Source organism: Arthrobacter sp. Soc17.1.1.1 (assembly GCF_036867195.1).
Taxonomy (GTDB): Bacteria; Actinomycetota; Actinomycetes; order Actinomycetales; family Micrococcaceae; genus Arthrobacter_D.
The window spans coordinates 1,751,392-1,773,512 of record NZ_JBAJII010000001.1 but is presented as its reverse complement, the minus strand read 5'-3'; the positions used below and the strand labels follow the sequence as shown (position 1 = coordinate 1,773,512).

35 protein-coding genes are annotated in these 22,121 nt (G+C 65.8%); 33 read left to right on the top strand and 2 right to left on the bottom strand.

The genetic code is table 11. The annotated features are described in order from the left end of the window. Window positions 1–78: 78 nt before the first annotated feature. On the bottom strand, window positions 79–612 hold the full coding sequence (locus V6S67_RS08115) for a hypothetical protein (protein ID WP_334209762.1): 534 nt from the start codon (window positions 610–612) through the stop codon (window positions 79–81). Between the two features lie 258 nt (window positions 613–870). Here V6S67_RS08115 and V6S67_RS08110 point away from each other — a divergent pair, with 258 nt between their 5' ends. The 27 genes from V6S67_RS08110 (at window position 871) to V6S67_RS07980 (ending at window position 16,191) form a co-directional block, all read left to right on the top strand. Further along, the gene (locus V6S67_RS08110; protein WP_334209761.1) at window positions 871–1,173 is read left to right on the top strand and encodes a helix-turn-helix transcriptional regulator; all 303 of its coding nucleotides are present in this window, start codon (window positions 871–873) and stop codon (window positions 1,171–1,173) included. A 331-nt stretch (window positions 1,174–1,504) separates the two neighbouring features. Continuing rightward, window positions 1,505–2,083: a hypothetical protein gene (locus V6S67_RS08105; protein WP_334209760.1), complete on the top strand. Its 579-nt coding sequence runs from the start codon at window positions 1,505–1,507 to the stop codon at window positions 2,081–2,083. Between the two features lie 49 nt (window positions 2,084–2,132). Further along, a complete protein-coding gene (locus tag V6S67_RS08100; RefSeq protein ID WP_334209759.1) occupies window positions 2,133–2,849 on the top strand; it encodes a phage antirepressor in 717 nt (238 codons plus the stop codon). Window positions 2,850–2,882: 33 nt separating this feature from the next. Next, complete coding sequence (locus V6S67_RS08095; protein WP_334209758.1) at window positions 2,883–3,155, top strand: helix-turn-helix domain-containing protein; 273 nt, start codon at window positions 2,883–2,885, stop codon at window positions 3,153–3,155. Between the two features lies 1 nt (window position 3,156). Next, the gene (locus V6S67_RS08090) at window positions 3,157–3,330 is read left to right on the top strand and encodes a hypothetical protein (RefSeq protein ID WP_334209757.1); all 174 of its coding nucleotides are present in this window, start codon (window positions 3,157–3,159) and stop codon (window positions 3,328–3,330) included. A 4-nt stretch (window positions 3,331–3,334) separates the two neighbouring features. Then, complete coding sequence (locus V6S67_RS08085) at window positions 3,335–3,529, top strand: hypothetical protein (RefSeq protein WP_334209756.1); 195 nt, start codon at window positions 3,335–3,337, stop codon at window positions 3,527–3,529. Next, complete coding sequence (locus tag V6S67_RS08080) at window positions 3,526–3,840, top strand: hypothetical protein (RefSeq protein ID WP_334209755.1); 315 nt, start codon at window positions 3,526–3,528, stop codon at window positions 3,838–3,840. Before V6S67_RS08085 ends, V6S67_RS08080 begins: the two co-directional genes overlap by 4 nt. 81 nt (window positions 3,841–3,921) lie before the next feature. Further along, window positions 3,922–4,125 (top strand): hypothetical protein, encoded by a 204-nt coding sequence (locus tag V6S67_RS08075; RefSeq protein ID WP_334209754.1) that lies wholly within the window; start codon window positions 3,922–3,924, stop codon window positions 4,123–4,125. Window positions 4,126–4,189: 64 nt separating this feature from the next. Further along, window positions 4,190–5,818, top strand: a complete 1,629-nt coding sequence (locus tag V6S67_RS08070; protein ID WP_334209753.1) for a DNA cytosine methyltransferase — start codon at window positions 4,190–4,192, stop codon at window positions 5,816–5,818. 145 nt (window positions 5,819–5,963) lie between these two features. Then, on the top strand, window positions 5,964–6,389 hold the full coding sequence (locus V6S67_RS08065; protein WP_334209752.1) for a hypothetical protein: 426 nt from the start codon (window positions 5,964–5,966) through the stop codon (window positions 6,387–6,389). Beyond that, window positions 6,386–6,895 (top strand): DUF4406 domain-containing protein, encoded by a 510-nt coding sequence (locus V6S67_RS08060; protein ID WP_334209751.1) that lies wholly within the window; start codon window positions 6,386–6,388, stop codon window positions 6,893–6,895. The genes V6S67_RS08065 and V6S67_RS08060 overlap by 4 nt, the downstream gene beginning before the upstream one ends. After that, complete coding sequence (locus V6S67_RS08055; RefSeq protein ID WP_334209750.1) at window positions 6,892–7,218, top strand: hypothetical protein; 327 nt, start codon at window positions 6,892–6,894, stop codon at window positions 7,216–7,218. Before V6S67_RS08060 ends, V6S67_RS08055 begins: the two co-directional genes overlap by 4 nt. Next, complete coding sequence (locus V6S67_RS08050; protein ID WP_334209749.1) at window positions 7,215–7,376, top strand: hypothetical protein; 162 nt, start codon at window positions 7,215–7,217, stop codon at window positions 7,374–7,376. Before V6S67_RS08055 ends, V6S67_RS08050 begins: the two co-directional genes overlap by 4 nt. Window positions 7,377–7,469: 93 nt before the next feature. Further along, entirely contained in the window at window positions 7,470–8,510 is a 1,041-nt protein-coding gene (locus tag V6S67_RS08045; protein WP_334209748.1) for a hypothetical protein, read from the top strand. A gap of 5 nt (window positions 8,511–8,515) precedes the next feature. Further along, the gene (locus tag V6S67_RS19960) at window positions 8,516–9,562 is read left to right on the top strand and encodes a DNA translocase FtsK (protein ID WP_442884873.1); all 1,047 of its coding nucleotides are present in this window, start codon (window positions 8,516–8,518) and stop codon (window positions 9,560–9,562) included. Then, the gene (locus V6S67_RS08035; RefSeq protein WP_334209747.1) at window positions 9,559–9,762 is read left to right on the top strand and encodes a hypothetical protein; all 204 of its coding nucleotides are present in this window, start codon (window positions 9,559–9,561) and stop codon (window positions 9,760–9,762) included. Before V6S67_RS19960 ends, V6S67_RS08035 begins: the two co-directional genes overlap by 4 nt. After that, the gene (locus V6S67_RS08030) at window positions 9,762–10,112 is read left to right on the top strand and encodes a hypothetical protein (RefSeq protein WP_334209746.1); all 351 of its coding nucleotides are present in this window, start codon (window positions 9,762–9,764) and stop codon (window positions 10,110–10,112) included. Before V6S67_RS08035 ends, V6S67_RS08030 begins: the two co-directional genes overlap by 1 nt. 316 nt (window positions 10,113–10,428) lie before the next feature. Then, the gene (locus tag V6S67_RS08025; RefSeq protein WP_334209745.1) at window positions 10,429–10,869 is read left to right on the top strand and encodes a hypothetical protein; all 441 of its coding nucleotides are present in this window, start codon (window positions 10,429–10,431) and stop codon (window positions 10,867–10,869) included. Between the two features lie 10 nt (window positions 10,870–10,879). Continuing rightward, window positions 10,880–11,149 carry a hypothetical protein gene (locus V6S67_RS08020; RefSeq protein WP_334209744.1) on the top strand — a complete coding sequence of 90 codons (270 nt, stop codon included), beginning with the start codon at window positions 10,880–10,882 and terminating at the stop codon, window positions 11,147–11,149. After that, window positions 11,146–11,466: a hypothetical protein gene (locus V6S67_RS08015; protein ID WP_334209743.1), complete on the top strand. Its 321-nt coding sequence runs from the start codon at window positions 11,146–11,148 to the stop codon at window positions 11,464–11,466. The genes V6S67_RS08020 and V6S67_RS08015 overlap by 4 nt, the downstream gene beginning before the upstream one ends. Next, a complete protein-coding gene (locus V6S67_RS08010) occupies window positions 11,463–11,963 on the top strand; it encodes a hypothetical protein (protein ID WP_334209742.1) in 501 nt (166 codons plus the stop codon). The genes V6S67_RS08015 and V6S67_RS08010 overlap by 4 nt, the downstream gene beginning before the upstream one ends. Before the next feature lie 34 nt (window positions 11,964–11,997). Then, on the top strand, window positions 11,998–12,444 hold the full coding sequence (locus V6S67_RS08005) for a DUF4326 domain-containing protein (protein WP_442884732.1): 447 nt from the start codon (window positions 11,998–12,000) through the stop codon (window positions 12,442–12,444). An 11-nt stretch (window positions 12,445–12,455) separates the two neighbouring features. Further along, complete coding sequence (locus V6S67_RS08000) at window positions 12,456–13,529, top strand: HNH endonuclease (protein WP_334209740.1); 1,074 nt, start codon at window positions 12,456–12,458, stop codon at window positions 13,527–13,529. Next, window positions 13,526–13,882 carry a VRR-NUC domain-containing protein gene (locus tag V6S67_RS07995; RefSeq protein ID WP_334209739.1) on the top strand — a complete coding sequence of 119 codons (357 nt, stop codon included), beginning with the start codon at window positions 13,526–13,528 and terminating at the stop codon, window positions 13,880–13,882. Before V6S67_RS08000 ends, V6S67_RS07995 begins: the two co-directional genes overlap by 4 nt. Further along, complete coding sequence (locus V6S67_RS07990) at window positions 13,879–14,541, top strand: DUF7341 domain-containing protein (protein ID WP_334209738.1); 663 nt, start codon at window positions 13,879–13,881, stop codon at window positions 14,539–14,541. The genes V6S67_RS07995 and V6S67_RS07990 overlap by 4 nt, the downstream gene beginning before the upstream one ends. Before the next feature lie 457 nt (window positions 14,542–14,998). Continuing rightward, a complete protein-coding gene (locus tag V6S67_RS07985; RefSeq protein ID WP_334209737.1) occupies window positions 14,999–15,367 on the top strand; it encodes an HNH endonuclease in 369 nt (122 codons plus the stop codon). Window positions 15,368–15,798: 431 nt separating this feature from the next. Continuing rightward, entirely contained in the window at window positions 15,799–16,191 is a 393-nt protein-coding gene (locus tag V6S67_RS07980; protein ID WP_334209736.1) for a bifunctional DNA primase/polymerase, read from the top strand. 40 nt (window positions 16,192–16,231) lie between these two features. Here the strand turns inward: V6S67_RS07980 and V6S67_RS07975 are convergent, their stop codons facing one another. After that, on the bottom strand, window positions 16,232–16,552 hold the full coding sequence (locus V6S67_RS07975; protein WP_334209735.1) for a hypothetical protein: 321 nt from the start codon (window positions 16,550–16,552) through the stop codon (window positions 16,232–16,234). On the opposite strand from V6S67_RS07975, the gene V6S67_RS07970 reads away from it, so the two are divergent. The 6 genes from V6S67_RS07970 (at window position 16,551) to V6S67_RS07945 (ending at window position 22,120) form a co-directional block, all read left to right on the top strand. Further along, the gene (locus V6S67_RS07970) at window positions 16,551–17,036 is read left to right on the top strand and encodes a phage terminase small subunit (RefSeq protein WP_334209734.1); all 486 of its coding nucleotides are present in this window, start codon (window positions 16,551–16,553) and stop codon (window positions 17,034–17,036) included. The genes V6S67_RS07975 and V6S67_RS07970 overlap by 2 nt on opposite strands. A 64-nt stretch (window positions 17,037–17,100) precedes the next feature. Beyond that, window positions 17,101–18,672 (top strand): hypothetical protein, encoded by a 1,572-nt coding sequence (locus tag V6S67_RS07965; RefSeq protein WP_334209733.1) that lies wholly within the window; start codon window positions 17,101–17,103, stop codon window positions 18,670–18,672. 10 nt (window positions 18,673–18,682) lie between these two features. Beyond that, entirely contained in the window at window positions 18,683–20,107 is a 1,425-nt protein-coding gene (locus V6S67_RS07960) for a phage portal protein (protein ID WP_334209732.1), read from the top strand. Then, window positions 20,085–20,897 carry a hypothetical protein gene (locus V6S67_RS07955; RefSeq protein WP_334209731.1) on the top strand — a complete coding sequence of 271 codons (813 nt, stop codon included), beginning with the start codon at window positions 20,085–20,087 and terminating at the stop codon, window positions 20,895–20,897. The genes V6S67_RS07960 and V6S67_RS07955 overlap by 23 nt, the downstream gene beginning before the upstream one ends. Before the next feature lie 77 nt (window positions 20,898–20,974). Then, window positions 20,975–21,688 carry a hypothetical protein gene (locus V6S67_RS07950; protein WP_334209730.1) on the top strand — a complete coding sequence of 238 codons (714 nt, stop codon included), beginning with the start codon at window positions 20,975–20,977 and terminating at the stop codon, window positions 21,686–21,688. A 24-nt stretch (window positions 21,689–21,712) separates the two neighbouring features. Then, entirely contained in the window at window positions 21,713–22,120 is a 408-nt protein-coding gene (locus tag V6S67_RS07945) for a head decoration protein (RefSeq protein WP_334209729.1), read from the top strand. Window position 22,121: the final 1 nt, after the last annotated feature.

The window sequence follows — 22,121 nt, the reverse complement described above, 5'->3', positions numbered from 1 at the left end:
ACCTCCTTCGTGGCCCGAGGGCTCGTCTGATGTACCTATTAGACCGCGTTGCCTGGACATTGGGGATATCTGAGCTTGTCAATCCTGCGAGCCCTCGGCGGCTTCGTCCTGCAGCCGGCGCAAGCGGCGGCCCTGACTCTCCTGGCCGGTCTCGTACGCAGCCAGGTCGACGTCGTCCTGTGTCGTGTCGGTGTTGCTCGGAGCAGGGCTCTCCCCTGCTCGGGTAATGGGGGCGGTACTGACATTCCCACCACGCTCCTCTGTTCGCATCGTCGTGAGGACCGCGTTGATGATGCGGCGGTCCCGTTCGCTCAAGTCGAGCGAACGGCGAACAGCGACGTCCAAAGAATCGTCCGCCGGGCCGAGGTCGACACCCAAGCTGGCCAGGGCGGCCTGTGCCACCCTGCTTTCGCTGATGTCGAGCACCTCTGCTAGCCCCTTGATGAGGGAACCTTTGATCGAGTTCAAGGGCTGGTTTTTCAGCCGAGAGAAGTTCGACTTTGCGATCTCGAGGTTCATCCTGCCGGCCCTGTCCGCGAGGTCGCGGTCGGACCAGCCGTTCTTCTCCTGGACCCTCTCGATGAGGTCTCCAAGGGGATGTCTGCTGTTCACGATCAAATCCTCTGCGGGATGCACTCAGATGCCTAACGACGTGGACACCGGCATGTACGAACTAGTGGGCACTAGGAATCGTACAAAGAGAACCCCCCCTTTACTTGTGGCGGCGCGGTTTAAGGGAAGAAAAGCATGTGAGGGGTCTTGTGGAGTGGGCACCAGTGGGTGCTACGCTATCCGTATTAGTGGACACTACGGACAGGAATATGTATCGTGAGACCTATCAAGTTACCCAATCCGATCGGAGAGATTTGGATGGAAGTTCGAGACGTCAAGAAGCTGCAGAGGCTGATGATCGTCCAGGACGTCTCTCAGCGCCAGCTCGCAGTGGTTGCCGGGTACAAGACGCATACGTACATGGGCAAGATTCTGCGTGGCGAAGCCAAGACGCTGAACACTGAGCCGGCACTCCGCATCGCGAAGTTTCTCGGGGTTGGGGTGGAAGACCTTTTTTTGACAAAGGTGTCCACGATTCCTGACCAGAATGGACGGAGAAACGTAAGCACTAGGGCCACGCTCCGGAGCGTGAACCCAAAAGCTCAACTGGTCTCAGTCTGACGGGAGCTCAGCTCCACGAGCGGTTCGCTCACCTGCAGTATCAGGCGCGTCTGGCCTACGCCGACATGGACTGGGACGGCTTGGTGAGTACGACCGCAGAACTACTAGACGTCGCGCAGGCTCTGCGAGACGCCGAAGCAACGACAAATGAATGAGCGGCCCGGCACCTATCCGCCAAGAGAGTATGCCGAGCCGCTTCCAAACCCAGACCAGTCCCACCCTCGGATGGGGCGCTGTCTCGATCTCCAGAAGGATATGCAATGCGCTGTTGCCTTGCACCACTCGTCTTGTCCACCGCCACCACTTGTGCCGCTACTCACGGGAACCGGCCATGAACAACGCCAGCCCCAAGGGCTGCGACCCAACTTCCGCGCTGACCGGTGCGTCTTCCACCGCTCCGCTCGCCGCGGAGGCCGCCGGCGAGGCTGCTGCGCTCCCCCAGCCGCAGCAGCCCGCCGTGCCTGGCGCCCTCGCTCGTCTCGGCGCTGGCCACCTGCTCTGCCACACCTGCAAGAAGGCGTGCATTGAGCGCGACCCGAAGCTGATGGCCCAGTTCGAGCGGCGTCACGCTCACCACGTCAAGGAAGACCTGCGCGACCCGCGGTTCTTCGAGAAGCCCGAGCGTGCCGAGGCCTCCCCCGCGTTCTTCGCGGAACGGACAGCCGCTGACAAGCGGATCTCGGCATTCAACCAGTTCTCCTCCGCAGCGCACCGGTTCGACCGCGAGCTCGCCGTCATCCGCTCACTGGACCGCACCGGCCAGCTCGACGCCGGCCTGGCGCACATGGAAGCGGCATGGGCCGGGCTGAAGCGCGACTACGACGCTCTGCACGCGCACCTCTCTGGGTTCGTCGCCCGTGAGTACTACTCCGCCGAGCAGGCTCCCGAGAACGCAGAAGCGGTCAGCTAGTTCGAGCTAGCTGACCGCGCAAACCGACCCATTCTGAGAAGGAAAGTTCATGACCACGATACAACCCTTCACCTTCGAAGGTCACGAGGTGCGGACCGCGACCGTCGACGGAGAACCATGGTTCGTTGCCGCCGACGTCCTGGCGACGCTCGACCTCAACCGCTCATCCGTCGCTCTCCTCGACGAGGACGAGAGGGGCGTACACAGTGTGGACACCCCCGGTGGCGTCCAGTCGATGTCCCTCATCAACGAAGCCGGCCTGTACTCCCTGATCTTGCGCAGCAGGAAGGAGCAGGCCCGGGGCTTCAAGCGCTGGGTCACCCACGAGGTGCTCCCAGCGATCCGCACGACCGGCCAGTACGCCGCTGTCCCCCAGCTCTCCCAGCAGGAGCAGGTTCTCGTCCTCGCACGCCAGGTCATCGACCAGGCGGAGCAACTGCAGCTCGCCGCGCCGAAGGCCGAAGCGTTCGACGAACTGATGGAAGCCCAGGGCCTCTACAGCATGGAAGCCGCCGCGAAGGCGATCGGCTACGGCCGCAACGTCCTCTTCCGCGAGCTGCGCCACCTCGGCATCCTGCAGGGCAACAACCTGCCCTACCAGCGCTACATGCACCACTTCGAGATCAAGGTCGGCACACGCCGCAACCGCGACGGCGAAACGATCCCCACCCACACCACGTGGGTGCGGCCCTCAGGCGTGGACTACCTCCGCCGGAAGCTCGCCCAGTCCCAGCAGGCTGTCGAACGGGCAGGGGTCCTCGTATGACCGCCGCCTCAGCCAATGCGGAAGGAGCGAGTCGTGGAGCTTGAGTTCTACACCCCAGCCGAGGCCGCCGAGCTCATGAAGTGCACGGAGAACTTCCTCCGCGATCAGGCCTACGAGGGCAAGATCCCGCACATCACCTGGGGCAGGAACAAGCTCGTCTTCACCAGCGAGCACATCCGCGAGATCGCGGAACTCCGCACCCGGCCCGTCCGCACCGCGGCACCAGCCAGCCAAGCCGAGCAGATCAGCGCCAGCAGCTCCGCCAGCGTCCGCCAGATCGGCACCCGAGCAAAGAAGCGAGCCTGACATGCGCACCACGATCAACCGCACCGCAGCGCTCAACATCATCCTCACCCTCGCGCTCGCCGCAGCCGCCTACACATACCTCGCGACGGCCGGCGTCGACCACAGCGTGAACACCCTGTCAGCACTCATCGTCGCTGCCAGCGCCATCGTCCTCTCGAACAACCTCTGGAAGTGACCCCATGACCGTCGAATCAGCACCCGTCTTGGAGGTCGCCGAGCGACCCGCCGGAGACCTCATCCTGAACGCGGAGGGACACCTCACGCGCTCCCTCCTGCTCACCCAGGACAACCAGCCCGTGCACGCGCTCGCTCAGCTTCGCGCGGCCGAGGGCTTCCTCCGCACCTACATCGAGAGCGAGGCGGCGAAGCCATGAGCGTCATTCCAACCACAAGGCCAAGCGACGGCATCGGCCGTCTGATGATGCTCAACAAGCCGCTCAGCCCCTCGGCCCGCTGCGACGAGCTGCAGCACCCTCGCGCCACCGTCCGGCAGAACGGCAGTCAGTGGATCGTCACGGTGTGGCAGGAGCCCTACGTGATCTCCGACGCCGACGGCGCGGTCAAGAACTTCGCGAACCGCGCGGATGCCCTTGCCTGGGCTGACCTGCACGTCAGCACGCACCGCATGGCTGCTGGCCAAATCTCGCGCCGCCGGGAGGTGCCCCGTGCCAAAGCAGCAGCCTGAAGCCAAACCACGGCCACAGATCGAGTCCGAGCGGTGCCCGTCGTGCAACGTGCCGGTTCACCCGCTGAACGGAGACTGCCGGTGCAGCGCATGATGGCCCCCGACGGCAGCCAGCGCCTGGTCACGATGGCGCGGCTCAAGCTGCAGGCCGAGAACGAGACGATCTCCCCGGCCGAGCTCAATCGGCTAGCCACCGTCATGCCGGGCTTCATCAAGTACCTCGAGCGACGCCGCCGCCAGCGCATCCACCCACTCGGCACCCGCTGGCGCGAGTACGCCAAGTAGCCCCCCACTTTCTTCGAACGGAACCCACCATGATCCAGCTTCACCTGACGGGAGCGTGTGCCCAGTGCTGACCCTGACAGACATGTTCTGCGGCGCCGGCGGCTCCAGCACCGGGGCCACCGAGGTCCCGGGCGTCACCGTCAAGAGCGCCATGAACCACTGGCAGCTCGCCATCGATACCCACAACAGCAATCACCAGGACGCCGCGCACCTCTGCGCTGACGTCTCCCAGGTCGATCCTCGCTACGTCGCCAGCTCCGACATCCTCTGGGCCTCCCCGGAGTGCACGAACCACTCGGTGGCGAAGGGCAAGAAGCGCGGGACGAACCAGCCCGACCTCTTCGGCGACAGCCTGCCGGACGAGGCCGCGGACCGGTCCCGCGCCACGATGTGGGACGTGCCCCGGTTCGCCGAGCACCACGGCTACAAGATCATCATCACGGAGAACGTCGTCGACGCCGCGAAGTGGGTCATGTTCGACGCCTGGCTGATGGCCATGACGTCCCTCGGCTACGACCACCACATCGTCTATCTCAACAGCATGCACGCACAGTTCGGTGGCCTCCCGGCGCCTCAGTCCCGCGATCGCATGTACGTGGTCTTCTGGCGCAAGGGTAACCAGCGGCCCGACTTCGAGAAGTACTTCCGCCCGAAGGCGTACTGCTCCGGGTGCGGCCAGCTGGTCAACGCGATGCAGGTATTCAAGAAGGCCGAGCGCTGGGGCCGCTACCGCGCGCAGTACAACTACCGCTGCCCGAACACGACCTGCCGCAACCAGATCGTCGAGCCAGGCTGGCTGCCAGCCTCCAGTGCCATCGACTGGTCGATCGCCGGGGAGCGGATCGGTGACCGGGCACGGCCCCTCGCGGCCAAGACACTCGCCCGCATCGAAGCCGGCCTGCGGAAGTACCACGGTCAGGCGATGCACCTCGAGGCGGCAGGCAACCAGTACGACTCGACCGATCCTCGCCGCGGCGGTGACTACTACCGCATTTGGCCGGACACGGACCCGCTGCGCACGCTGCACACGTCGCTCTCGAAGGGCCTCGTCGTGGACGCGGTACGCGGCGCCCCGGTCATCTCCGGCACAGAGGACCCGTTCCGCACGCAGACGACGTCGTACACCCGTGCCCTGCTGATGCGGAACAACACGGGCGGCGCCGAGATGACGACGCCGGCCACCGAGGTCATGCGCACCCTGACCACGGCTGGCCACCAGTCCCTCCTGATCCCGGTTGAGGGCCGCGAGGGCAAGAGCGCGGCCAGCGTCCGCGCGGCAATGCGCACCATGACCACCCGCAACGAGACGGGCCTGCTCATGTCCTACTACGGCAACGGCGGCATGAAGTCCGTCGGGCACCCGATCGACACGCTGAGCACCCGAGACCGCTTCGCGATGATCACCACGCTGCGCGGCACCAACGCCCCGAAGGACGTCGCCGAGCCCCTGGACACTTTCGCAGCTAACGGCACGCACCACGCCCTCACCGAGTGGAAAGTGCCCGACGTCGAGGACTGCCTGTTCCGGATGCTCGAGCCCCACGAGATCAAGCGCGGCATGGCGTTCCCTGCGGAGTACAAGATGCTCGGCAACAAGCGCGAGCAGGTCAAGATGTCCGGCAACGCCGTGACCCCTCCCGCCGCCCGCGACCTCATCGCCTGCGCTGCCGAATCGCTGGGGGTAGCCGCGTGAGCGAAAACCTCCCACCAGTCCCCCGCGTCGCCGCCCCACACCTCTGCGGCGGGCCCGGCTGCTCCTTCTGCGACTGGTCCAACCCACCACTCGACCTGCCAGACGCAATCCACTCGAACAAAACCCAGGAAGCGAGGACGACACCATGACCGCGGAACCAGAACCACAGATCCCCATCGGGAAGGCCTGGCAAGCCCACGGCCTCGAAGGCGTCCCCAAGCTGAAGCTGCAGGGCCCCGCCCTCGTCAACGGCCTCAAGCACTACCTCTTCGAGTACGACCTCGACGGCCAGCCCCGCCAGTACTCCATCGCAGCCGAAACCTTCTGGTCCACCCGCCCCGCGCTCGCGGACCACGGCAGGATCCGCGTCGGAGACATGGGCAAGGGCGACGTCGTCTACCCGACGAACAGCTTCAACCCGGCTCTCCGGGTCGTCGAGGACATCAAGGACGACGGCGGCCTGTACCCGCGCAGGGTCATGACCTACCACCGCCTGGGCGAGACGATCTCGAAGTCGACGATCGCCTCCGCAGGGACGAAGTGGGTCCTGCACCGGAAGGGGACCCGATGAACGCCCTCGAGCTCACGGCCGCGATCCTTGCCTACCTTTTCCTTGCCTGCCTGCTCGTCGGCGCGATCATGGGCGGACGGTCCACGCCTCCCCTCGTGACGCGGGAGGGCGCCCCGGCCCCGGCTCTGCCAGCAGGCGCCCCTGACACCCTGATGGCGGTCTACATCGCTGGCCCAATGACTGGTCTGCCTGACTTCAACTACCCCGCATTCCACGCCGCCGAGAAGCAGCTGCAGGACGCCGGATACCGGACGCTCAATCCGGCCCGCAACCCTGAGCAGTCCTCGTGGCAGGGCTACATGCGGGCAGGCTTGGGGCAGCTCCTCGAAGCCGACGCAATCGCACTCCTGCCTGGTTGGGAGCGAAGCCCTGGCGCGAACATCGAGAAGCAGCTCGCCTTCGACCTCGGGCTAGGCGTGGGAACCGTGGACAACTGGATCACTGTTGCCAGCAAGATCGGGCCGCACCGCGTGCAGTCGCCTTACCGGGCGGAGGCCAGCCGATGACTGCCATCCTCTCCCCCGATTGCCGGGACTCCAACCACCACAAGTGCAACGAAGCAGCCTGGGACGAGCACCTGGACAAGCCGACGGCGTGTGCATGCACCTGCCACCGACGAAATGAGCAGGTGACGCTCGCCGGCACCCCGCTCGGCATCACCTACGGCCAGCTGGCCGACGTCGGCAAGTGGCTTCGCACCGCCGGCCTCGTGCCCGAGCCCGTCCCCACCGACCCCCGTGAGCGGGCGCTGCACCTGCGCAAGCACCGCAACACGGGCCCAGCGAAGAGCGTTCCAGGCGCTCGGCGTCAGTGGAGCGGCATGCGATGACGGCCGAGGAACTCGCCGCAGACATTCAGCAGTGGCAGGACGAGCAGTGGCGCATCAGCTGCACGGACGAGCCCACGCGATCCTCCGTCGGTCTCGCGCAGCACCTCACCGCTGCCGGGTGGCGGCGGACGGAGTCCGAGGCGAGGCCCGATGCCTGACCCGAACCTCTGCCCCTACTGCCCCTTCAGACATCCCGTGTCCTCCCTCGTGCAGGACCACATCCGCAGACAGCACCCACAGGAGAGCAAGCTATGACCACCGAGACTTTCACCGACCGCCACGAGAAGCTCGTCACCATCGAGAAGGTGACGCACCACGGTGACGGCGCGACCCTGAAGATGAGCGACGGCTGGACGATGCTGTCCCCCGTTGACTCCTACCACTACGCCGAGGGTCGGCAGGTCGTGCGGGAGATGTACGGCTTCAACTGGATCGGCGGGCTACGCCTCCCGGACTCGGACAGTTGGATCTTCCACCGCTCGGATGAGCACTTCGCGCAGGCGGACGCTGACCGGCGGGCGAAGTGGGACCAGGAGAAGCGCGAGCGTCTTGCCGAGAACCGTGAGGACTGGCAGAAGCGCGAGGACGCTCTCCCGGAGTGGCTCCGATCGCGCCTTCAGCGCTTCCACGCCGCCGGCGGCGAGGAGTTCGAGCTGGAGGGCTGGGGCTACGAGCTGGCCATCTGTGAGATCGCCGTGATCTATGCCCGCAACGGCGGCGTGGACGACGACGAAATCAACCAGTACGGCCGCGTTCATGGCACCTCTGGCAACCAGCATGACTGCGCGAAGGCGCTCGCCGCCCACCAGGACGAAGCGGCCCGCATGCCAGCCGGGCTCTCCCCCCTCACCGGATCCGCCGACTACTCCGACCCCGAGCCCCTCCGCTCCGCGCTCGCGAAGCTCAAGGCCCGCGACGAGGAGCTGACCGAGGTCGAGCACGAGGACCTGACGAAGGCACTCGACCCCTTCCTGTCGAAGTTCGCCGAACTGATCACGAGCCTCGAATCGACGGTCGAGGGAGCGGTCGAGGCCATCGACTGGACGGACCTCGTCGCACTTGTCATTGAGGACGCCGGCACCGACGAGCTGCTCCCGCTCCGCCCCTTTGGCGACATCACCTCGGATGAGGTCGACGCCTGGCAGCTCGACCACACGGCACGCATCCTCGAAGAGCGCCACCTCAGCGCCGCGCTGCCCAAAATGCTGCGACGCTTCGCGGACCGGCTCGACCCCGCGGGCGCAGAGCTCCGCAGCGAGGGCACCCGGCTCCGCAAGGAGGGTGCTCAGTGAGCCCGATGGTCATCGACGTCAACACGATGGACTTCCGCCAGGCGATGCAGTCGTGCGCGCCTCATGCGGAGAAGAGCGCGGACATCGTGTCCACGCACCGCGTTCACTTCACGGTGAACGAGCACAACCTGTATGTGACGGCGACCAACCGGTACACGGTGGGCATGTCGATCGCCTCGGTGTGGGAGCACTCCGGGCTGACGGGGTCCTACGAGGATGACCAGTTCGACCTGACGCCCGACGTCGTTCGGGAGGTCATGATGCTCTTCCGGTCGAAGTCGAACCCGGAGGGCGAAATCGGGGATGCCCTGCGCATCGAGGTGCGGGAGAAGGAGATCCTGTTCACCGACGTCGCGGGCCTGTTCCCGGGCAAGCACTACGCAGTGCCGCGCACCCACGTGGGCGAGCCGTTCCCGAACATCCCGCTGCTGATGCGTCAGACCCTTCAGTCGACGGTGCAGATGCCTGCGCGCCTTGCGACGAGCGGTTCCCTGGTCAAGCTCTTCATCGCGGCGACGAGTACGTACGGCAAGCCGCTGATCCTCGAGCCGACTGGTTCCCGGAAGTCCATGCTCGTGTCCTGCGGGCCGGCGTTCATGGGCCTACTGATGCCCGTTGCCGCCGAGGACGACTCGGACCTAGCGATCGAGCTGAACGAGTGGCGGAAGGACTGGTACAACCGCCTGCAGGAGTTCTCCCGCGAGCACACTGCCGCCGAGGAGGACAGGCTCCGCGCCGCTGGCGGGAAGACGGCCACGGACAAGCAGGAGGAAGAGCGCGCGCTCGAGTACCTCCAGCAGGCCATCAACAGCATCGGCGGCGACGAGGCCCTGCAGCGCCAGGCCGTCGAACTGATCGTCACCACCCAGTTCGGATCCACGAGCATGCTGCAGCGCAAGCTCCGCATCGGCTTTGCGAAGGCCGGCAGCATCATGGACCGCCTCGAAACCCTCGGCCTCGTCGGACCGGCCGAAGGCACCAAGGCCCGTGCCGTCCTCTTCCCACCAGAGAAGCTCCAAGACGCCCTCAACCTGATCGGAGAGTCCGAATGAAGCGTGGACTTCAGTTCACCCAGTACGCGCTCGTGCTCACTGTCGCCGCCCTGATCATCCTGATCATCTGGTTCCCGGCGAACTGGCTCCAGCTCCTTCTGACGGCCGTCGTGCTCCTCATCGCCGCGGCCGCCATCTCCAACGCACGCGAGCAAGAGATGCTCCGCGGGCACCTGATCCGGGCGGAGGGACGCAACTGATGCCAGCCCCAACCATCCAGATCACCGAGCGCCTCACCGCCGCCGGCAAAGCCCTCCAGGCAGCATCACCAGCCGGAGCTCCCCCGTACAAGGGCTACGAGCCCCGCTGGGCAGCACGAGCCAACGCAGCACTCGAAGCAGCCGACACGAGCGACGCAGCCCGCGGCATCCGCCGCGTCCGCGCCGACGACGCCTCCGTCGAACGCATGGCCCGCGCCATCGCCGGCGAAGGCGCCTACTGCGGCCAGTGCGACTACGAAAGCGGCTGGGACGCCTGCCCCGACTGCCAAACCATCACCACCCGCTACGCACGCGCCGCGCTCGCCGTACTCACGGGAGGCACCCGATGAGCACTAGGAACGAAGCCGCAGCGCGTGCCCTTCACGCCAGCGCCCCCACTGCCACCACCAACTACCTCGCCCACCGGTGGGAACCACGAGCCCGAGCCGCACTCATCGCAGCAGACACCTACGACGCCGAACAAGGCATTCACCGGGTCAAGGTAGACGACGCTGCGATCGAGCGAGTTGCCCGCGAACTATGGAGGCAGAGAGCACTAGGGACGCTGCAGCCGCAGTACAAGTGGGAGTCCCTCGCACCCGAAGGCCGTAATCGCCTGATCGATGACGCTCGCATGGCTCTCACTGCACTGACAATGGCCAGCGCATGAGCGGCAAGGTGGAGGCGACCTTCCACGGCGCCGAATCGGATGCGCTGACGGCGCAGCAGCTGGCCGCCGCCAGGGCGTACGCGGTTCGGGTGGGCGAGTGCCCGTACCAGCACACGCACACGAGCCTCTACTGCTCGAAGTGCGGGTGGTCAGCGGAGAGCCCGATCCCGGCCCTCGTCGCCGAGATCGACCGCCTCGCGGCCACTGCCGCTCCGGTGCCCGAGCACCACTCCCACGCCAAACGATTCAGCGACGTAGAGCTGGCAGCGGAACTGTTCCGGCAGGTTTTTCAAGAAGCCGAGTCCGAAGTTCGAGGCAGGAAGAGCGGGGACCCGCGATGGATTCCGATCCAGCGCGAAGAGTGTCTCCGCTCGGTAGTCGTCGAACGCTTCGCGACTCTCCCGCATCACGATGCCGCACAGCGGCACGACAACTAAGGAGACCACCATGTCCCGATTCACAGGCAAGCAGTACCCCGGAGCGCTCAAAGACCTCCGCGCCCTCAAGCGCGAGGAAGCCGAAGCCCGGCAGGCGGCGTCCCGCCTGAAGACGCTCCAAGGCATGCAGCAGCTCGGCGAAGCGGTCAAGCAGCCCGGCCCCTTCCAGGTCCTCGTCGACGCATTCACCTCCATCGCGAACGTCTTCACCAGCAGCCGTGACACCACCCAGAACGACTACGCGCTCGCCGCAGACGCCAGCGCCAAGGGCCGGCCATGAGCCTCCAGGACGAGCTGCGCGCAGCAGCCCAGGAGTCCGAGGATTACAGCCTGCTCACCCGGGCAGCCGACGCCCTGGACAGAACCGAAGCCGAGCAGAGCATCCACCGGGCGAACGTGGCGCAGGCTGCGGAACGGATTCGCGCGCTCTTGGTCCTCCCCAACATGACCGACAGGGTGAACGGCGACCCCATGTTCATCCTTGGCTGGGAAGCCGCATGCGAGGAGGTCCTCGCACGGACGCCGGAGATCATGGCAGCCCTCACCGACGAGCCTTCGGATACTAACTGGGGCGACCAGGCAGGAGCGGTCCTGTGACCACGCCTCGTCTGTATGACTCGCCGGAGTTCATTGAGATTCGAGAGATAGACGAGGGAGACTTCCTCGGCGTGCACCTCGTCGGGCACGTCCCGTTCGAGGACGTGGACCTGTTCGTTGCATACCAGTGCGGCGACTGGCTCGACAGGTCCGAGCTCCGCGGGTACGACGTCACCCATACCTACTGCCGCAAGGTCCCCATCCGCACCGAGTACGGCGTAGAGGGCATGCGCTTCCAGTACCAGGACAGCCCGGGACGTGGCGCGCAGGCTGTTACCCGCGTCGAGGCCAACCGGGATTGGGAGCGTTGGTGCGTCAACCACCCTCACGAGCTCGCCCAAACGGGCGTGCACAAGGACACCGTGGCCGAGGACCAGGGCCAGCTCGCCATCGGCGACTTCATCTACCTCTGCCGGTCCTGCCACGACGACTACAACCGCCGCTTCCACGAGGCCTACCTCGAGCGCATGCGGGGATACGAGGCATCCAATGCCTAGCCGTATTCAACGAAAGCGCACGAAGGGCTGGCGCATGCCCGCTGGCGCCGTATACGTCGGCCGAGGCTCGCGCTGGGGCAACCCCTATGCCGTCAAGCGAGAAGGCGGGTTCATGTGGGTGGAGCCGGACGGCAAGCACCTGGTCTGCTCGACCAACCGCGAAGAGAACCTCAGGGAGCGGCGCACTGAAGCGGTCGCGATGTACTCCGACCTGATCGAGCGGGTCAGCTTGGACACCGTCGACCCAAAGATCCGCCACGACGACCTCGGCGTATGGGACGGGCGGATCAAGCAGAACGTGCGCGCCGCGCTTGCCGGTAAGGATCTCGCGTGCTGGTGCCCTCTCGACCAGCCCTGCCACGCCGACGTCCTCCTCGAGCTGGCCAACGACGCCACCACCGCGAGCGCTGCCGTCACCGCGAGCGACGCGCCCTCTGTCGCGCTCGCCGCTCCACCAGAAGGGAATGGCACCAGAACCTAATGCCGTACTTCATGATCGACGACCAGATGCCGGTGAATAGGAAGGCGCAGCAGCTGGCCCGTACCGCGCTGCGCAATGACCTCGAAGGCCCGGCAGCCCTCGGTATGTGGATGATGGCCGGGGGACTCTCCCAGGCTGCCCTCACCGATGGTGTCGTGTCCGTCGAGGACCTCGTCAGCATCATGCTCAACTACGACGTCGCGCTGAGGCTCGCCGACCACCTGGTCGCCGCTGGGCTCTGGCACGCTGAGTCGCACGAGTGTGAACGCTGCCCCGCAGTAGAGCCCGGCCAGTACCTCTTCCATGACTGGTTCGCCCTGGGCTACGCCCGCGGAGACACCGTCAAGGTCAAGCGCGACAAGAGCAAGGAGCTCAAGAGCGCCGAGCTCATCGCCGCCGTATGGGCGCGCGACTGCATTGACGACCCGAACAACCCCACCCGTGGCCGCTGCCGCTACTGCGCTCGCGACCTGCACCGGTCCGACCGGAAGTCCGACTTCCGGCCGACGATGGACCACGTCGACCCACGTAAGGCTGTGGGCGCTGTGAACGTCGTCTTGGCGTGCTGGGACTGCAACCGCCGTAAGGCCGCGAAGACGCCCGAGCAGGCCGGCATGACGCTGCTGCCCGCTCCGCGTGCCGCAGGCCTACAGGAGACTGTCTCGCCAGCACTCGCTGCCTCTGAGACGCCCGCCGCGCAGATCAAGCCGCAGGATCAGACAGATATCAGCCAGATACCTGACACGAAACGTCTCCTCGGGCGCGCGCACGAGGGCGAGCGGGTGGGCAGGGCTGGGGTAGGGCAGGGCGGGGCAGGGTCAAGTAATGGGTCTGTGCCAGGTCACCCAGCCAGCTCCTCACCTAAGCCTCGAAACAGAAGACGAGGACGTGGCAAAGGAAGACCCCAGGACCAGAAGCTGGCTAACCCTCATCACGCTGGTGAAGCTCCACCTGTCCCAGCAGTAGGTACTCAGGGATCTCCTTGGCATGGCTGGCAGGGGAAGAGATCCGAGGTAGACGAGACGACGTGCGACATCCACGGCGAAGAGCAGCCGTGCCGAACATGCATCAAGGAGAACCAGTGACACGCTTCCCCGTCCTGACCGCCGCCGAGCACCGGCTGAAGATGTGCAACGAGTGGACCGAACAGCAGCTGCAGGACAAGATCACGCAGCTGGCGAAGGAACTTGGCTGGCTGGTCTATCACACCCATGACAGCCGCCGGTCGGATCCGGGATGGCCGGACCTCGTCCTGGTGCACCCTGTCCGCCACCGCCTCATCATCTGGGAGCTCAAGAGCAAGAAGGGCCGAGCGACCCCGGCGCAGCTCGTGTGGATCACTGCACTGCGAACCGCCGGCGTCACCGTTGGCATCAAGCGCCCCGAGGACTGGGCCAACGAATCCATCCAGCGTGCACTGCAAGGAGTGAACCCATGAGCGGCTCACGGCCAGAGGGACTGAACACCCAGAAGCTCGATGAAGCGATCTCCCTCCTGGTGAACGAGACACCGCACGGCATCGAGTGCGACGGGCCGAACGGCGGGACCGTGACGAGGTGGGTCATGGCGGACCCGCTTCTCGTGCAGCTGCGCCGGGCCAAGACCCCGGGCATGGAAGGAGGGACCGGCGGCAGTGGTGGCCGGCCATCACCGCTGGCGCTCAACGCCTTCGACCTATACCGGGAGATCGACGAGCAGGCAGGCTTCCTTTACTGGACCCACAAGGACACGAGGCCGCTCCGGTCGTACGACCTCGAGGACCGCATTCAGTACTGGGCAGCTCGGGCCAGAATGAGTAGGGAGACGCTGGTCGAGGCAGAGAAGATCGTGCTTGGGTGGAAGCGATCTATCGAGGCGCTCTTCGACCCGAAAAAGGTGATCCCTCTGGCCGGTACCTGCCCGGAGTGCAAGACCGCGTTCCACTTCGTCGAGGACGACGGCGAGCGCACGAGGAAGACCGCACTCCACATCAGCACCGACGACGACGGCCCGTACGCCGAGTGCGCCATCTGCGGCAAGCACTGGCCCGGACTGGAACTGGTCAACCTCTCCGAGCAGATCAGCGCCAACAACCAGGCGAAGGAAGGTGGTGCGTGATGACGCGACTGGCGCCTCAGACCCTTCGGCCGATCGGAGAAGGACTCAGTGCGTGCCCCCAGTGCGGCGCCTCGTACACCCAAGGGAATCTGGCGGTTCACGAAGCTACCGCCGGCCACGGAGTTCGGATCAAGCGCCACTATCTCAACGACACCGTCTCCTACCCCGATGCCCCACCCCCTGATTCATCAGACCCCGGGGCAGGGTAAGTAACATCCGGGAGGGGGTACACAATGTGTACCCCCTCCCGGATCAAGGACACCCCGAACGAGGCCCAAGCGCGCGGCGCCACAAGCCGCGACCGATGAATGCGCGGTAGCAGTTGTTAAACGCAATTGCTTCGCGCTATTCTGGGAGGGCTTCGGAGAAGTGTCTCCAAATGCTGAGGCCCGGTGAACTCACATAGTTCCCGGGCCTCAGCTGTGCCACCAGCAATTGCTATTCGGCAGGACGTGCAATGCCAAGAGCTCCGAAGAAATGCGCGGACCATCAGTGCGAGACGCGAGTCGTCGGCAAGCGCTACTGTCCCGAGCACACCACGGTGAACTGGCAGCGCGAGGGCACACCGCGAACGGCAACCGGCGAGCACAAGGCATGGCGGTCGGCGGTACTCGCTCGAGACAAGGGCCAGTGCAAGATCCGCGGACCGCGGTGCACCTACCGAGCCACCGAGGCGGACCACATCCTGGCCGAGGCTTTCGGCGGCACGACCACGCTGGACAACGGGCAGGCTGCCTGCTCGCCGTGCCACCGGGACAAGACGCAACAGGAGGCGGCCGAAGGGCGGCGCCGGCTTCGGTCCGAGTACGAATCCGCCGGCGGGTGACACCCCAGGGGCCTACCCCCCCCTCCCCCACTCCCGTTGCTCTTACGGAGAGGTGCTGCAACTTTCTGTTTGTACGGGTCTGGGTATTTCTGGCACCCGCGGCCGCAAATTGCCCGCATATCGCCTAATTCGCCGCCCCGAGTCATTCCACCCACCGGAAAACGCCTATAGGCGCTCGCGGGATCGCCTTTCTTGCTTCCGCTTGATAGCGCGGATTATGCGTAACAAAAGGGTAGAATGAGGGCATGACGAAACGATCCTGTGCGCATTGTTCAGCCCCTCTGAATTTGCTTCGGAGTGACGCGCGCTTCTGTTCTGCGAAATGCAGGGTGTACGCAAACCGCGCCCCGATCCCAGCCGAACTGAGGCGCCTCGACCGGTGGGTTCGGTGGGACCTTGTCGAGCGACGCGGCCGCGTCGACAAGGTACCGATGACACTCACCGGCCGTCATGCATCCTCAACCGACCCGGCCACCTGGACTGACTACACCGCGGCGAAAGCATCCCGTGTGGGCGTCGGGCTAGGGTTCGTCCTGAATGGCGACGGAGTGTCCTGCATCGACCTCGACGACTGCCTGGTGGACGGGAAGCCGAACGCGCAGGCGCAGGCGCTCATGGACCGATTCCCGACCGCGTGGGTCGAGCTCTCGCCCTCCGGCACCGGCCTCCATCTCTGGGGCACGGCGCCCGCCGGACCCGGGCGCCGCACCAGCGTCGACGGATTGAGCGTCGAGTTTTACAGCGCCGGCCGATACATCACCGTCACCGGTCACACCATTCGAGCCGGAACCCTCTCGACCAACATCGAGCTACAGCTCGTCTAGGCCAGACGAATGCGACGGTGACGCAACGCTTGAGGGCCGGCTAGAGACCGTAAGGGGCGGCGGGGACTTCGATGGGCCTGTTGAGGAACAGGGTGATCAAGCCATCGCCGTCGACTCGCTCGAAAGTGTGGCTGACAACAGTCCACCCGGCGCTCAGGTGCTCTGCGAGACCCGGAATGCTAGCTAAGTCGAAGTCTAGGACCTGTAGGCTGCCGGCCTCCTTGGGGATCTGCGTAGACGGAAACCGCCAGAGCACAAGCTTCAGTTCATTCACGGTCGAGACCCTTTCATCGGACTGGCATCTCTCAGACCCTACATACTTCATCGCGGCGACACCGAGCATCACTAGGGGGTGAGTCATGGCAGGACGCGGCCCTGTCGGCAAGGATCCCTCCACCCGTTCCCGGCGGAACAAAGACCAGCAGGGCATGCGGGTCATCAGCATCACCCCGGATGTGCAGCCGAAGCTGCCCACGATCTACTTCACGGACGACGAGGGCAAGAAAAAGCGCTTCACGTGGCCGCTGGTCACGGTGCGCTGGTGGAAGATGTGGGGCGAGTCCCCGCTTGCCTCCGAGTTCACGGCGAACGACTGGTCGGAGCTGCTCGACACGGCTCTCCTGCACGCACGCGTGTGGTCCGGCGACTTCCGCTTCGCGTCCGAACTCCGGCTGCGCGTGGCGAAGTTCGGCGCCACCCCCGAGGACCGCGCGCGGCTGCGCATCATGTTCGCGCTCGCGGAAGAAGGCGAGACACGCAACCAGGACCGCGGCCGGGACCACAGCCAGGCCGGCACACCCGACGAGGGGCCCGACCCGAGACAGATCCTGAGGTCGGTGAACTAGCGTGGCAGTCCTGATTGTCCCCGAGCTGGATGATCAGCCATGGCCCACCCTCGGCCCGCAGCTCGTGTCCTTCATCGAGGACCGCTGCGTGTTCGGCCCCGGCTCCCTCGCTGGCCGCCCGGCCATCCTCGACCCCGAAAAACGTGCGGCCCTTTACCGGCTCTACGAGGTGTACCCGCAAGGCCACCGCCTCGCGGGGCGCCGCCGGTTCAAGCGCGGCGGCATCGAGTGGCGGAAGGGACTCGCCAAGACCGAGTTCGCGGCTTGGGTGTCCTTGGCCGAGCTTCACCCCGAGGCGCCGGCCCGCTGCGACGGCTTCGACGCCTACGGCCGCCCGGTCGGCCGCCCGGTGATGTTCCCCTACATCCCAATGATGGCCACCAGCGAGGAGCAGGTCTCCGAGCTGGCGTACGGCGTCCTAAAGTACGTCGTCGAGGAAGGCCCCGACGCGGACCTCTTCGACTCCGGACTCGACCGCATCATCCGCCTGGGCGCTCGCGGCCAGAACGAGGGCCAGGTTGTCCCGGTATCGAACGCGCCGAACTCACGCGACGGCGCGCTGACGACCTTCCAGTGCTTCGACGAGCCGCACCGCCTGTACCTACCGAATCAGAAGAACGCCCACGAGACGATGACAGCGAACCTCGAAAAGAGGGTGCTGGAGGACCCGTGGTCGCTCTACACATCCACGGCGGGCCAGCCGGGGCAAAACTCCATTCAGGAGGACCTGCGTAAGGAAGCCGAGGACATCGACAAGGGCCTGATCGATGACCCGCAGATGTTCTTCTTCGCCCGCTGGGCTGGCCCTGAGCACAAGGACCTGACGACCCTCGACCTGCGGGTTGCGGCGATCTCGGAAGCGACTGGCCCAATCGGTGAGTACGGGCCCGGGCAGTTCGAGTCGATCGCCCGGCAGTGGGACCGTAAGGGCGCCGACAAGTCGTACCTCGAGCGGGTGTGGCTGAACCGCTGGCAGAAGTCGGCGGCGCAGGCTTTCGACCTCGACAAGTGGAAGACCCTCGCCCGCCCAGAGCAGAAGATTCCCGACGGCGCGTTCGTGACGATCGGCTTCGATGGCGCCCGATTCCGGGATGCCACTGCATTCGTGGTCACCGACATCGAGACCGGCCTGCAGATGGGCGGCAAGGACCTCCTGTGGGAGCAAGACCCGAAGGTCGAGGACTGGGAAGTCGACGAGGACGAAGTCACCGCGAAGCTCGAAGAGCTGATGAAGCGGTTCAACGTCTGGAAGCTCTACGGCGACCCTCCGCACTGGACCGAGACGATGGGCTCCTGGTCCGCGAAGTACCCGGACCAGGTCGAAGAGTGGTGGACGGCGCGAAAGACCCCGATGTCCTACGCGGTGCGCGCTTTCACCGAGGCCATCGACGCCGGAATCATCACGCACACCGGGAACGAGGACTACACCCGGCACATCGGCAATGCCGGCCGGCGTGACCTACGGATCCTCGACGACCAAGGGCAGCCGCTCTGGACGCTCGGGAAGATCGAGCTCGACCGCAAGTTCGACCAAGCAATGGCAGGAGTCCTCTCGTGGAAAGCCTGCCTGGATGCCCGCAAGAGCGGCGCCAAACCCCGCCGCAAGAAGCGCTCTGTGATCCGTCGACTTCGCTAGGAGGTGCCCTGTGACCATCGACATCGAAACTCCGAATAGTCCCGGCTGGTGGCTCGCGAAGCTGGACAAGAAGCGCGTGGGGCGCCTGAAGCGCCTCAACCTGCTGCACAGTTACCACATCGGGGATCCGCCCCTGCCGACGAACGTCGAGACCGCTCGTGAGTCGTTCCGCGAGTTCCTGAAGACCGCCCGCACGAACTACGCGGACGTCCTCGTCGGGTCCGTGGCTGAGCGCATCACCGTCCGCGACATCCGCACCGCCCTGAGCGGCGAGGAAGTCGATGTCGAGGCGCAGCGCATCTGGAAGGAGAACGGCCTCGACGTCGAGTTCGCTGATGTCATCGAGAACATGCTGGCGCTGGGCGACAGCTTCATGATGGTCGGCAAGGACTCCGATTCCGACGAGCTGATCGTCACGGGCGAGGATCCTCGCCAGGTCGTCACCATCCACAACCCGGTGAAGCAGTCGGAGATCCGCGCCGCGTCCAAAACCTTCCACGACCCGGACGAGGGCAAGGACTACATCTTCCTCTTCATCAAGGGCCAGTGGGACGAGGAGGCCAACGCCTTCGGCCCGGCGATGCGCTACGTCGCGTCGCGGAAGTCGAAGGGAAGCCCTCGCGGCCCGCTGTTCAGCAAGAGCTCGTGGTCCTGGGACGAGGACTTCGGTGGGGCGGCGGGCGAACCGCTCCCCCACAGTCTGGTTCCTGTCGTCCGGTTCCGGAACCGCCGGGGCGTCGGCGAGTTCGAACCTCATCTGGACCTGCTGAATCGCATCAACGACACCGTGTACCAGCGCATGGTCATCACCCTGTACCAGGCGTTCAAGCAGCGCGTGGTGCACATGGACGAAGACGAGGACGACGAGGATGACGGCGAGGACGGCTCGGGCGCCGAGAAACTGACACTCGACGATGTCCTGACGTCCGATCCCGGGTCGTGGATTCAGCTCCCGAAGGACGCCACCATCTGGGAGTCCACCCAGGCTGACCTGAACGGGATCCTGTCCGCCATCAAGGACGACGTGAAGCAGCTTGCGGCGGTCACCCGCCGGCCGCTGTCGATCCTCGCGCCGGACAACCAGTCCGCGACGGGAGCATCCTTCACACGGGAGGGTCTGACCTTCGCGACTGAGGACAAGATGACCCGCGCTGCGCAGGCCCTGCGGGACCTGTTCTACCTGATCTTCCTCACTCTCGAGGACACGGAGCGGGCGGACCGGTCGAAGATCATCATCGGCTGGATGCCCACTGAGCGGCACTCGCTCTCGGATATGTACTCGGCCGTCGCCCAGGCGCAGGGATCAATGGCCAAGCGGACCATCTGGCGGGAGATCCTGCAGAAGACGCCCGAAGAGATCCGCCAGCTCGCGGCCGAGCTTGCGGACGAGATGCTGCTCGCGGAGGACCTCAATGCTCCCGCAAACACGGCTTGACGCGAACTACCGGCGCCAGGTCGGCGATGTGCGGGCCCGGGTCCTCGCCTACGCCGAACGGCAGTGGGGTGGGCTCGGGTCCTACCGGGACGCGGACTACGAGAGGCTCGTCGCGCAGTTGGTGCCGCGGGTCGAGGCTGGGCAGCAGCGGATCGCTGACCTCACCGACGCGTACATTCGGCAGGTGTCCGAGCTCGAGCTGAAGCAGGCTGTGCGGACGGGCAGCGCGATCGCCGCAAGCACGGTAGCGCTCCGCGGCGTGGACGCGGATACCGTCTACCAGCGGCCGTTCAACACCGTCTACACGAAGCTCGGCGAGGGCAAGTCGCTTACAGCAGCGGCCGCCGCCGGCGGCGCGCGCCTGACCGACATAGTCGGCACCGGCCTGCAGCTCTCGAAGACGCATGCGGCCCGCGACACCATGAGTCGAGGCAGGTTCTCCGCCCACCGGCGGGTGCTCACCGGCCGCGAGAACTGCGCGCTGTGCGTCATCGCCTCCACGCAGCGCTACACCACCGGCAACCTCATGCCGATACACCCCGGCTGCGACTGCGACACCAAGCCCTACGTCGGCCCCGACGCGCATGTCGTCGACCCTGACCTGCTGGAGCAGACCCAAGCAGCCATCGAGCAGGAGTTCGGCGACAGCGACCGCGGCGCCCGGATCCTTGACGGCCGCAACGAACGCTCCGACTACCTCGACCTCATCGTCGCCAACCAGCACTCCGAGATTGGCCCCATCATCGGCTGGCGCTCGCAGCACTTCGCCGGACCCGAGGTCCTCACCTAGAGAATTCCGCGCGGCGCTCGCCGTGGCGGATGCCCCGCCATGGGGCGCACCAACGAACCCGTCATGGGAGGAACAGCATGCTCACGAACACCCTGCAGCCCCACGGGCTGAACCTGCACGAGCCCGGAGCGCTGACCAGGCTCTTCGCTCTCCGCCGAGCGGCCTTCGGCGACGCCCGCATGGACAACGGCGATGGCACCGGCGGCGACAACAGCGGAACCGGAACCGGCGCAGGTGGCGACAACGGCGCCGGCACCGGCGGCGATACCGACACTGGCTTCCCGGCCAACACGTCCGTCAAGGACATGAAGCCGGAGGAACAGTCGGCCTATTGGCGTCACCAGGCGCGCAAGCACGAAGACCGGGTCAAGGCCTACGGGGACCTCACCCCTGAGCAGGCACGCCAGCTCAAGAAGGACATCGAGGACAACCGAACCAAGAGCCTCACGGAGCAGGAACGCGCCGTCGAAGCGGCCAAGGAAGCGGGACGTGCTGAAGTTCGATCCGTCCTCGGTCAGGAACGCGTCCGCAACGCCTTCGAGAAGGCGCTCACAGGACGCGCCGTGGACCCGGGCGCCATGCTCGGGCTGAACCTCGCGGAGTTCATCGACGGTGACAAGGCCAAGACCGACGACATCAAGAAGTGGGTCGAAGAGCACTCCTCGGAGTCCTCGAAGCAGGAGAAGCAGCGATTCCCCCACACGGGGCAGGGTCGCCGTGAGCAGGCATCATCCACGCCCGGCGAAGCAGGCCGGGCAGAGGCGGCACGCCGCTTCAAGAAGAAGGACTAACCACTCCCATGAAAGGACCGGATCATGACTGAATTCGGCGTCACCACCACCACCCACCAGGCCGAGGACCGCTCGTGGCTCGTCGGCCCGCACGGCACCGATCCCGGCACCACGCCCTCGATCACCCTCGATCTCGCCCTGTTCAGCAAGGCTGCGCACTTCCCGAACGGCACGATCCCTTCCGGCATCGTCCTCGGCAAGGCGGCAAGCGGGCTCTTCGGGCCCTACGACAACACGGCGACCGACGGACGCCAGGACGCCAAGTGCATCCTCTTCGGCTCGCTCCCCGCTCGCGCGGAAACGGGACGCGTCGGCGGTGCCGGCGTTGTGCATGGCTTCGTCAACCCGGCACGCCTGCCCATCAAGGCCGGCGCAGGATCGCTCGACGCAGCGGCACGCACGGACCTTAACCTCATCCACTTCGGACTCTAGG

What these genes read in the sequence shown, in the direction of transcription:
- V6S67_RS08065 (WP_334209752.1), top strand. Translation starts at nt 5,964, where the DNA reads ATGACCGCGGAACCAGAACCACAGATCCCCATCGGGAAGGCCTGGCAA.
- V6S67_RS08030 (WP_334209746.1), top strand. Translation starts at nt 9,762, where the DNA reads ATGCCAGCCCCAACCATCCAGATCACCGAGCGCCTCACCGCCGCCGGC.
- V6S67_RS08035 (WP_334209747.1), top strand. Translation starts at nt 9,559, where the DNA reads ATGAAGCGTGGACTTCAGTTCACCCAGTACGCGCTCGTGCTCACTGTC.
- V6S67_RS07970 (WP_334209734.1), top strand. Translation starts at nt 16,551, where the DNA reads ATGGCAGGACGCGGCCCTGTCGGCAAGGATCCCTCCACCCGTTCCCGG.
- V6S67_RS08015 (WP_334209743.1), top strand. Translation starts at nt 11,146, where the DNA reads ATGAGCCTCCAGGACGAGCTGCGCGCAGCAGCCCAGGAGTCCGAGGAT.
- V6S67_RS08060 (WP_334209751.1), top strand. Translation starts at nt 6,386, where the DNA reads ATGAACGCCCTCGAGCTCACGGCCGCGATCCTTGCCTACCTTTTCCTT.
- V6S67_RS08080 (WP_334209755.1), top strand. Translation starts at nt 3,526, where the DNA reads ATGAGCGTCATTCCAACCACAAGGCCAAGCGACGGCATCGGCCGTCTG.
- V6S67_RS08000 (WP_334209740.1), top strand. Translation starts at nt 12,456, where the DNA reads ATGATCGACGACCAGATGCCGGTGAATAGGAAGGCGCAGCAGCTGGCC.
- V6S67_RS08090 (WP_334209757.1), top strand. Translation starts at nt 3,157, where the DNA reads ATGCGCACCACGATCAACCGCACCGCAGCGCTCAACATCATCCTCACC.
- V6S67_RS08055 (WP_334209750.1), top strand. Translation starts at nt 6,892, where the DNA reads ATGACTGCCATCCTCTCCCCCGATTGCCGGGACTCCAACCACCACAAG.
- V6S67_RS07945 (WP_334209729.1), top strand. Translation starts at nt 21,713, where the DNA reads ATGACTGAATTCGGCGTCACCACCACCACCCACCAGGCCGAGGACCGC.
- V6S67_RS08020 (WP_334209744.1), top strand. Translation starts at nt 10,880, where the DNA reads ATGTCCCGATTCACAGGCAAGCAGTACCCCGGAGCGCTCAAAGACCTC.
- V6S67_RS08005 (WP_442884732.1), top strand. Translation starts at nt 11,998, where the DNA reads ATGCCCGCTGGCGCCGTATACGTCGGCCGAGGCTCGCGCTGGGGCAAC.
- V6S67_RS07985 (WP_334209737.1), top strand. Translation starts at nt 14,999, where the DNA reads ATGCCAAGAGCTCCGAAGAAATGCGCGGACCATCAGTGCGAGACGCGA.
- V6S67_RS07955 (WP_334209731.1), top strand. Translation starts at nt 20,085, where the DNA reads ATGCTCCCGCAAACACGGCTTGACGCGAACTACCGGCGCCAGGTCGGC.
- V6S67_RS08045 (WP_334209748.1), top strand. Translation starts at nt 7,470, where the DNA reads ATGACCACCGAGACTTTCACCGACCGCCACGAGAAGCTCGTCACCATC.
- V6S67_RS08100 (WP_334209759.1), top strand. Translation starts at nt 2,133, where the DNA reads ATGACCACGATACAACCCTTCACCTTCGAAGGTCACGAGGTGCGGACC.
- V6S67_RS07990 (WP_334209738.1), top strand. Translation starts at nt 13,879, where the DNA reads ATGAGCGGCTCACGGCCAGAGGGACTGAACACCCAGAAGCTCGATGAA.
- V6S67_RS08050 (WP_334209749.1), top strand. Translation starts at nt 7,215, where the DNA reads ATGACGGCCGAGGAACTCGCCGCAGACATTCAGCAGTGGCAGGACGAG.
- V6S67_RS08085 (WP_334209756.1), top strand. Translation starts at nt 3,335, where the DNA reads ATGACCGTCGAATCAGCACCCGTCTTGGAGGTCGCCGAGCGACCCGCC.
- V6S67_RS07950 (WP_334209730.1), top strand. Translation starts at nt 20,975, where the DNA reads ATGCTCACGAACACCCTGCAGCCCCACGGGCTGAACCTGCACGAGCCC.
- V6S67_RS08110 (WP_334209761.1), top strand. Translation starts at nt 871, where the DNA reads ATGGAAGTTCGAGACGTCAAGAAGCTGCAGAGGCTGATGATCGTCCAG.
- V6S67_RS19960 (WP_442884873.1), top strand. Translation starts at nt 8,516, where the DNA reads ATGGTCATCGACGTCAACACGATGGACTTCCGCCAGGCGATGCAGTCG.
- V6S67_RS07980 (WP_334209736.1), top strand. Translation starts at nt 15,799, where the DNA reads ATGACACTCACCGGCCGTCATGCATCCTCAACCGACCCGGCCACCTGG.
- V6S67_RS08025 (WP_334209745.1), top strand. Translation starts at nt 10,429, where the DNA reads ATGAGCGGCAAGGTGGAGGCGACCTTCCACGGCGCCGAATCGGATGCG.
- V6S67_RS07975 (WP_334209735.1), bottom strand. Translation starts at nt 16,552, where the DNA reads ATGACTCACCCCCTAGTGATGCTCGGTGTCGCCGCGATGAAGTATGTA.
- V6S67_RS08105 (WP_334209760.1), top strand. Translation starts at nt 1,505, where the DNA reads ATGAACAACGCCAGCCCCAAGGGCTGCGACCCAACTTCCGCGCTGACC.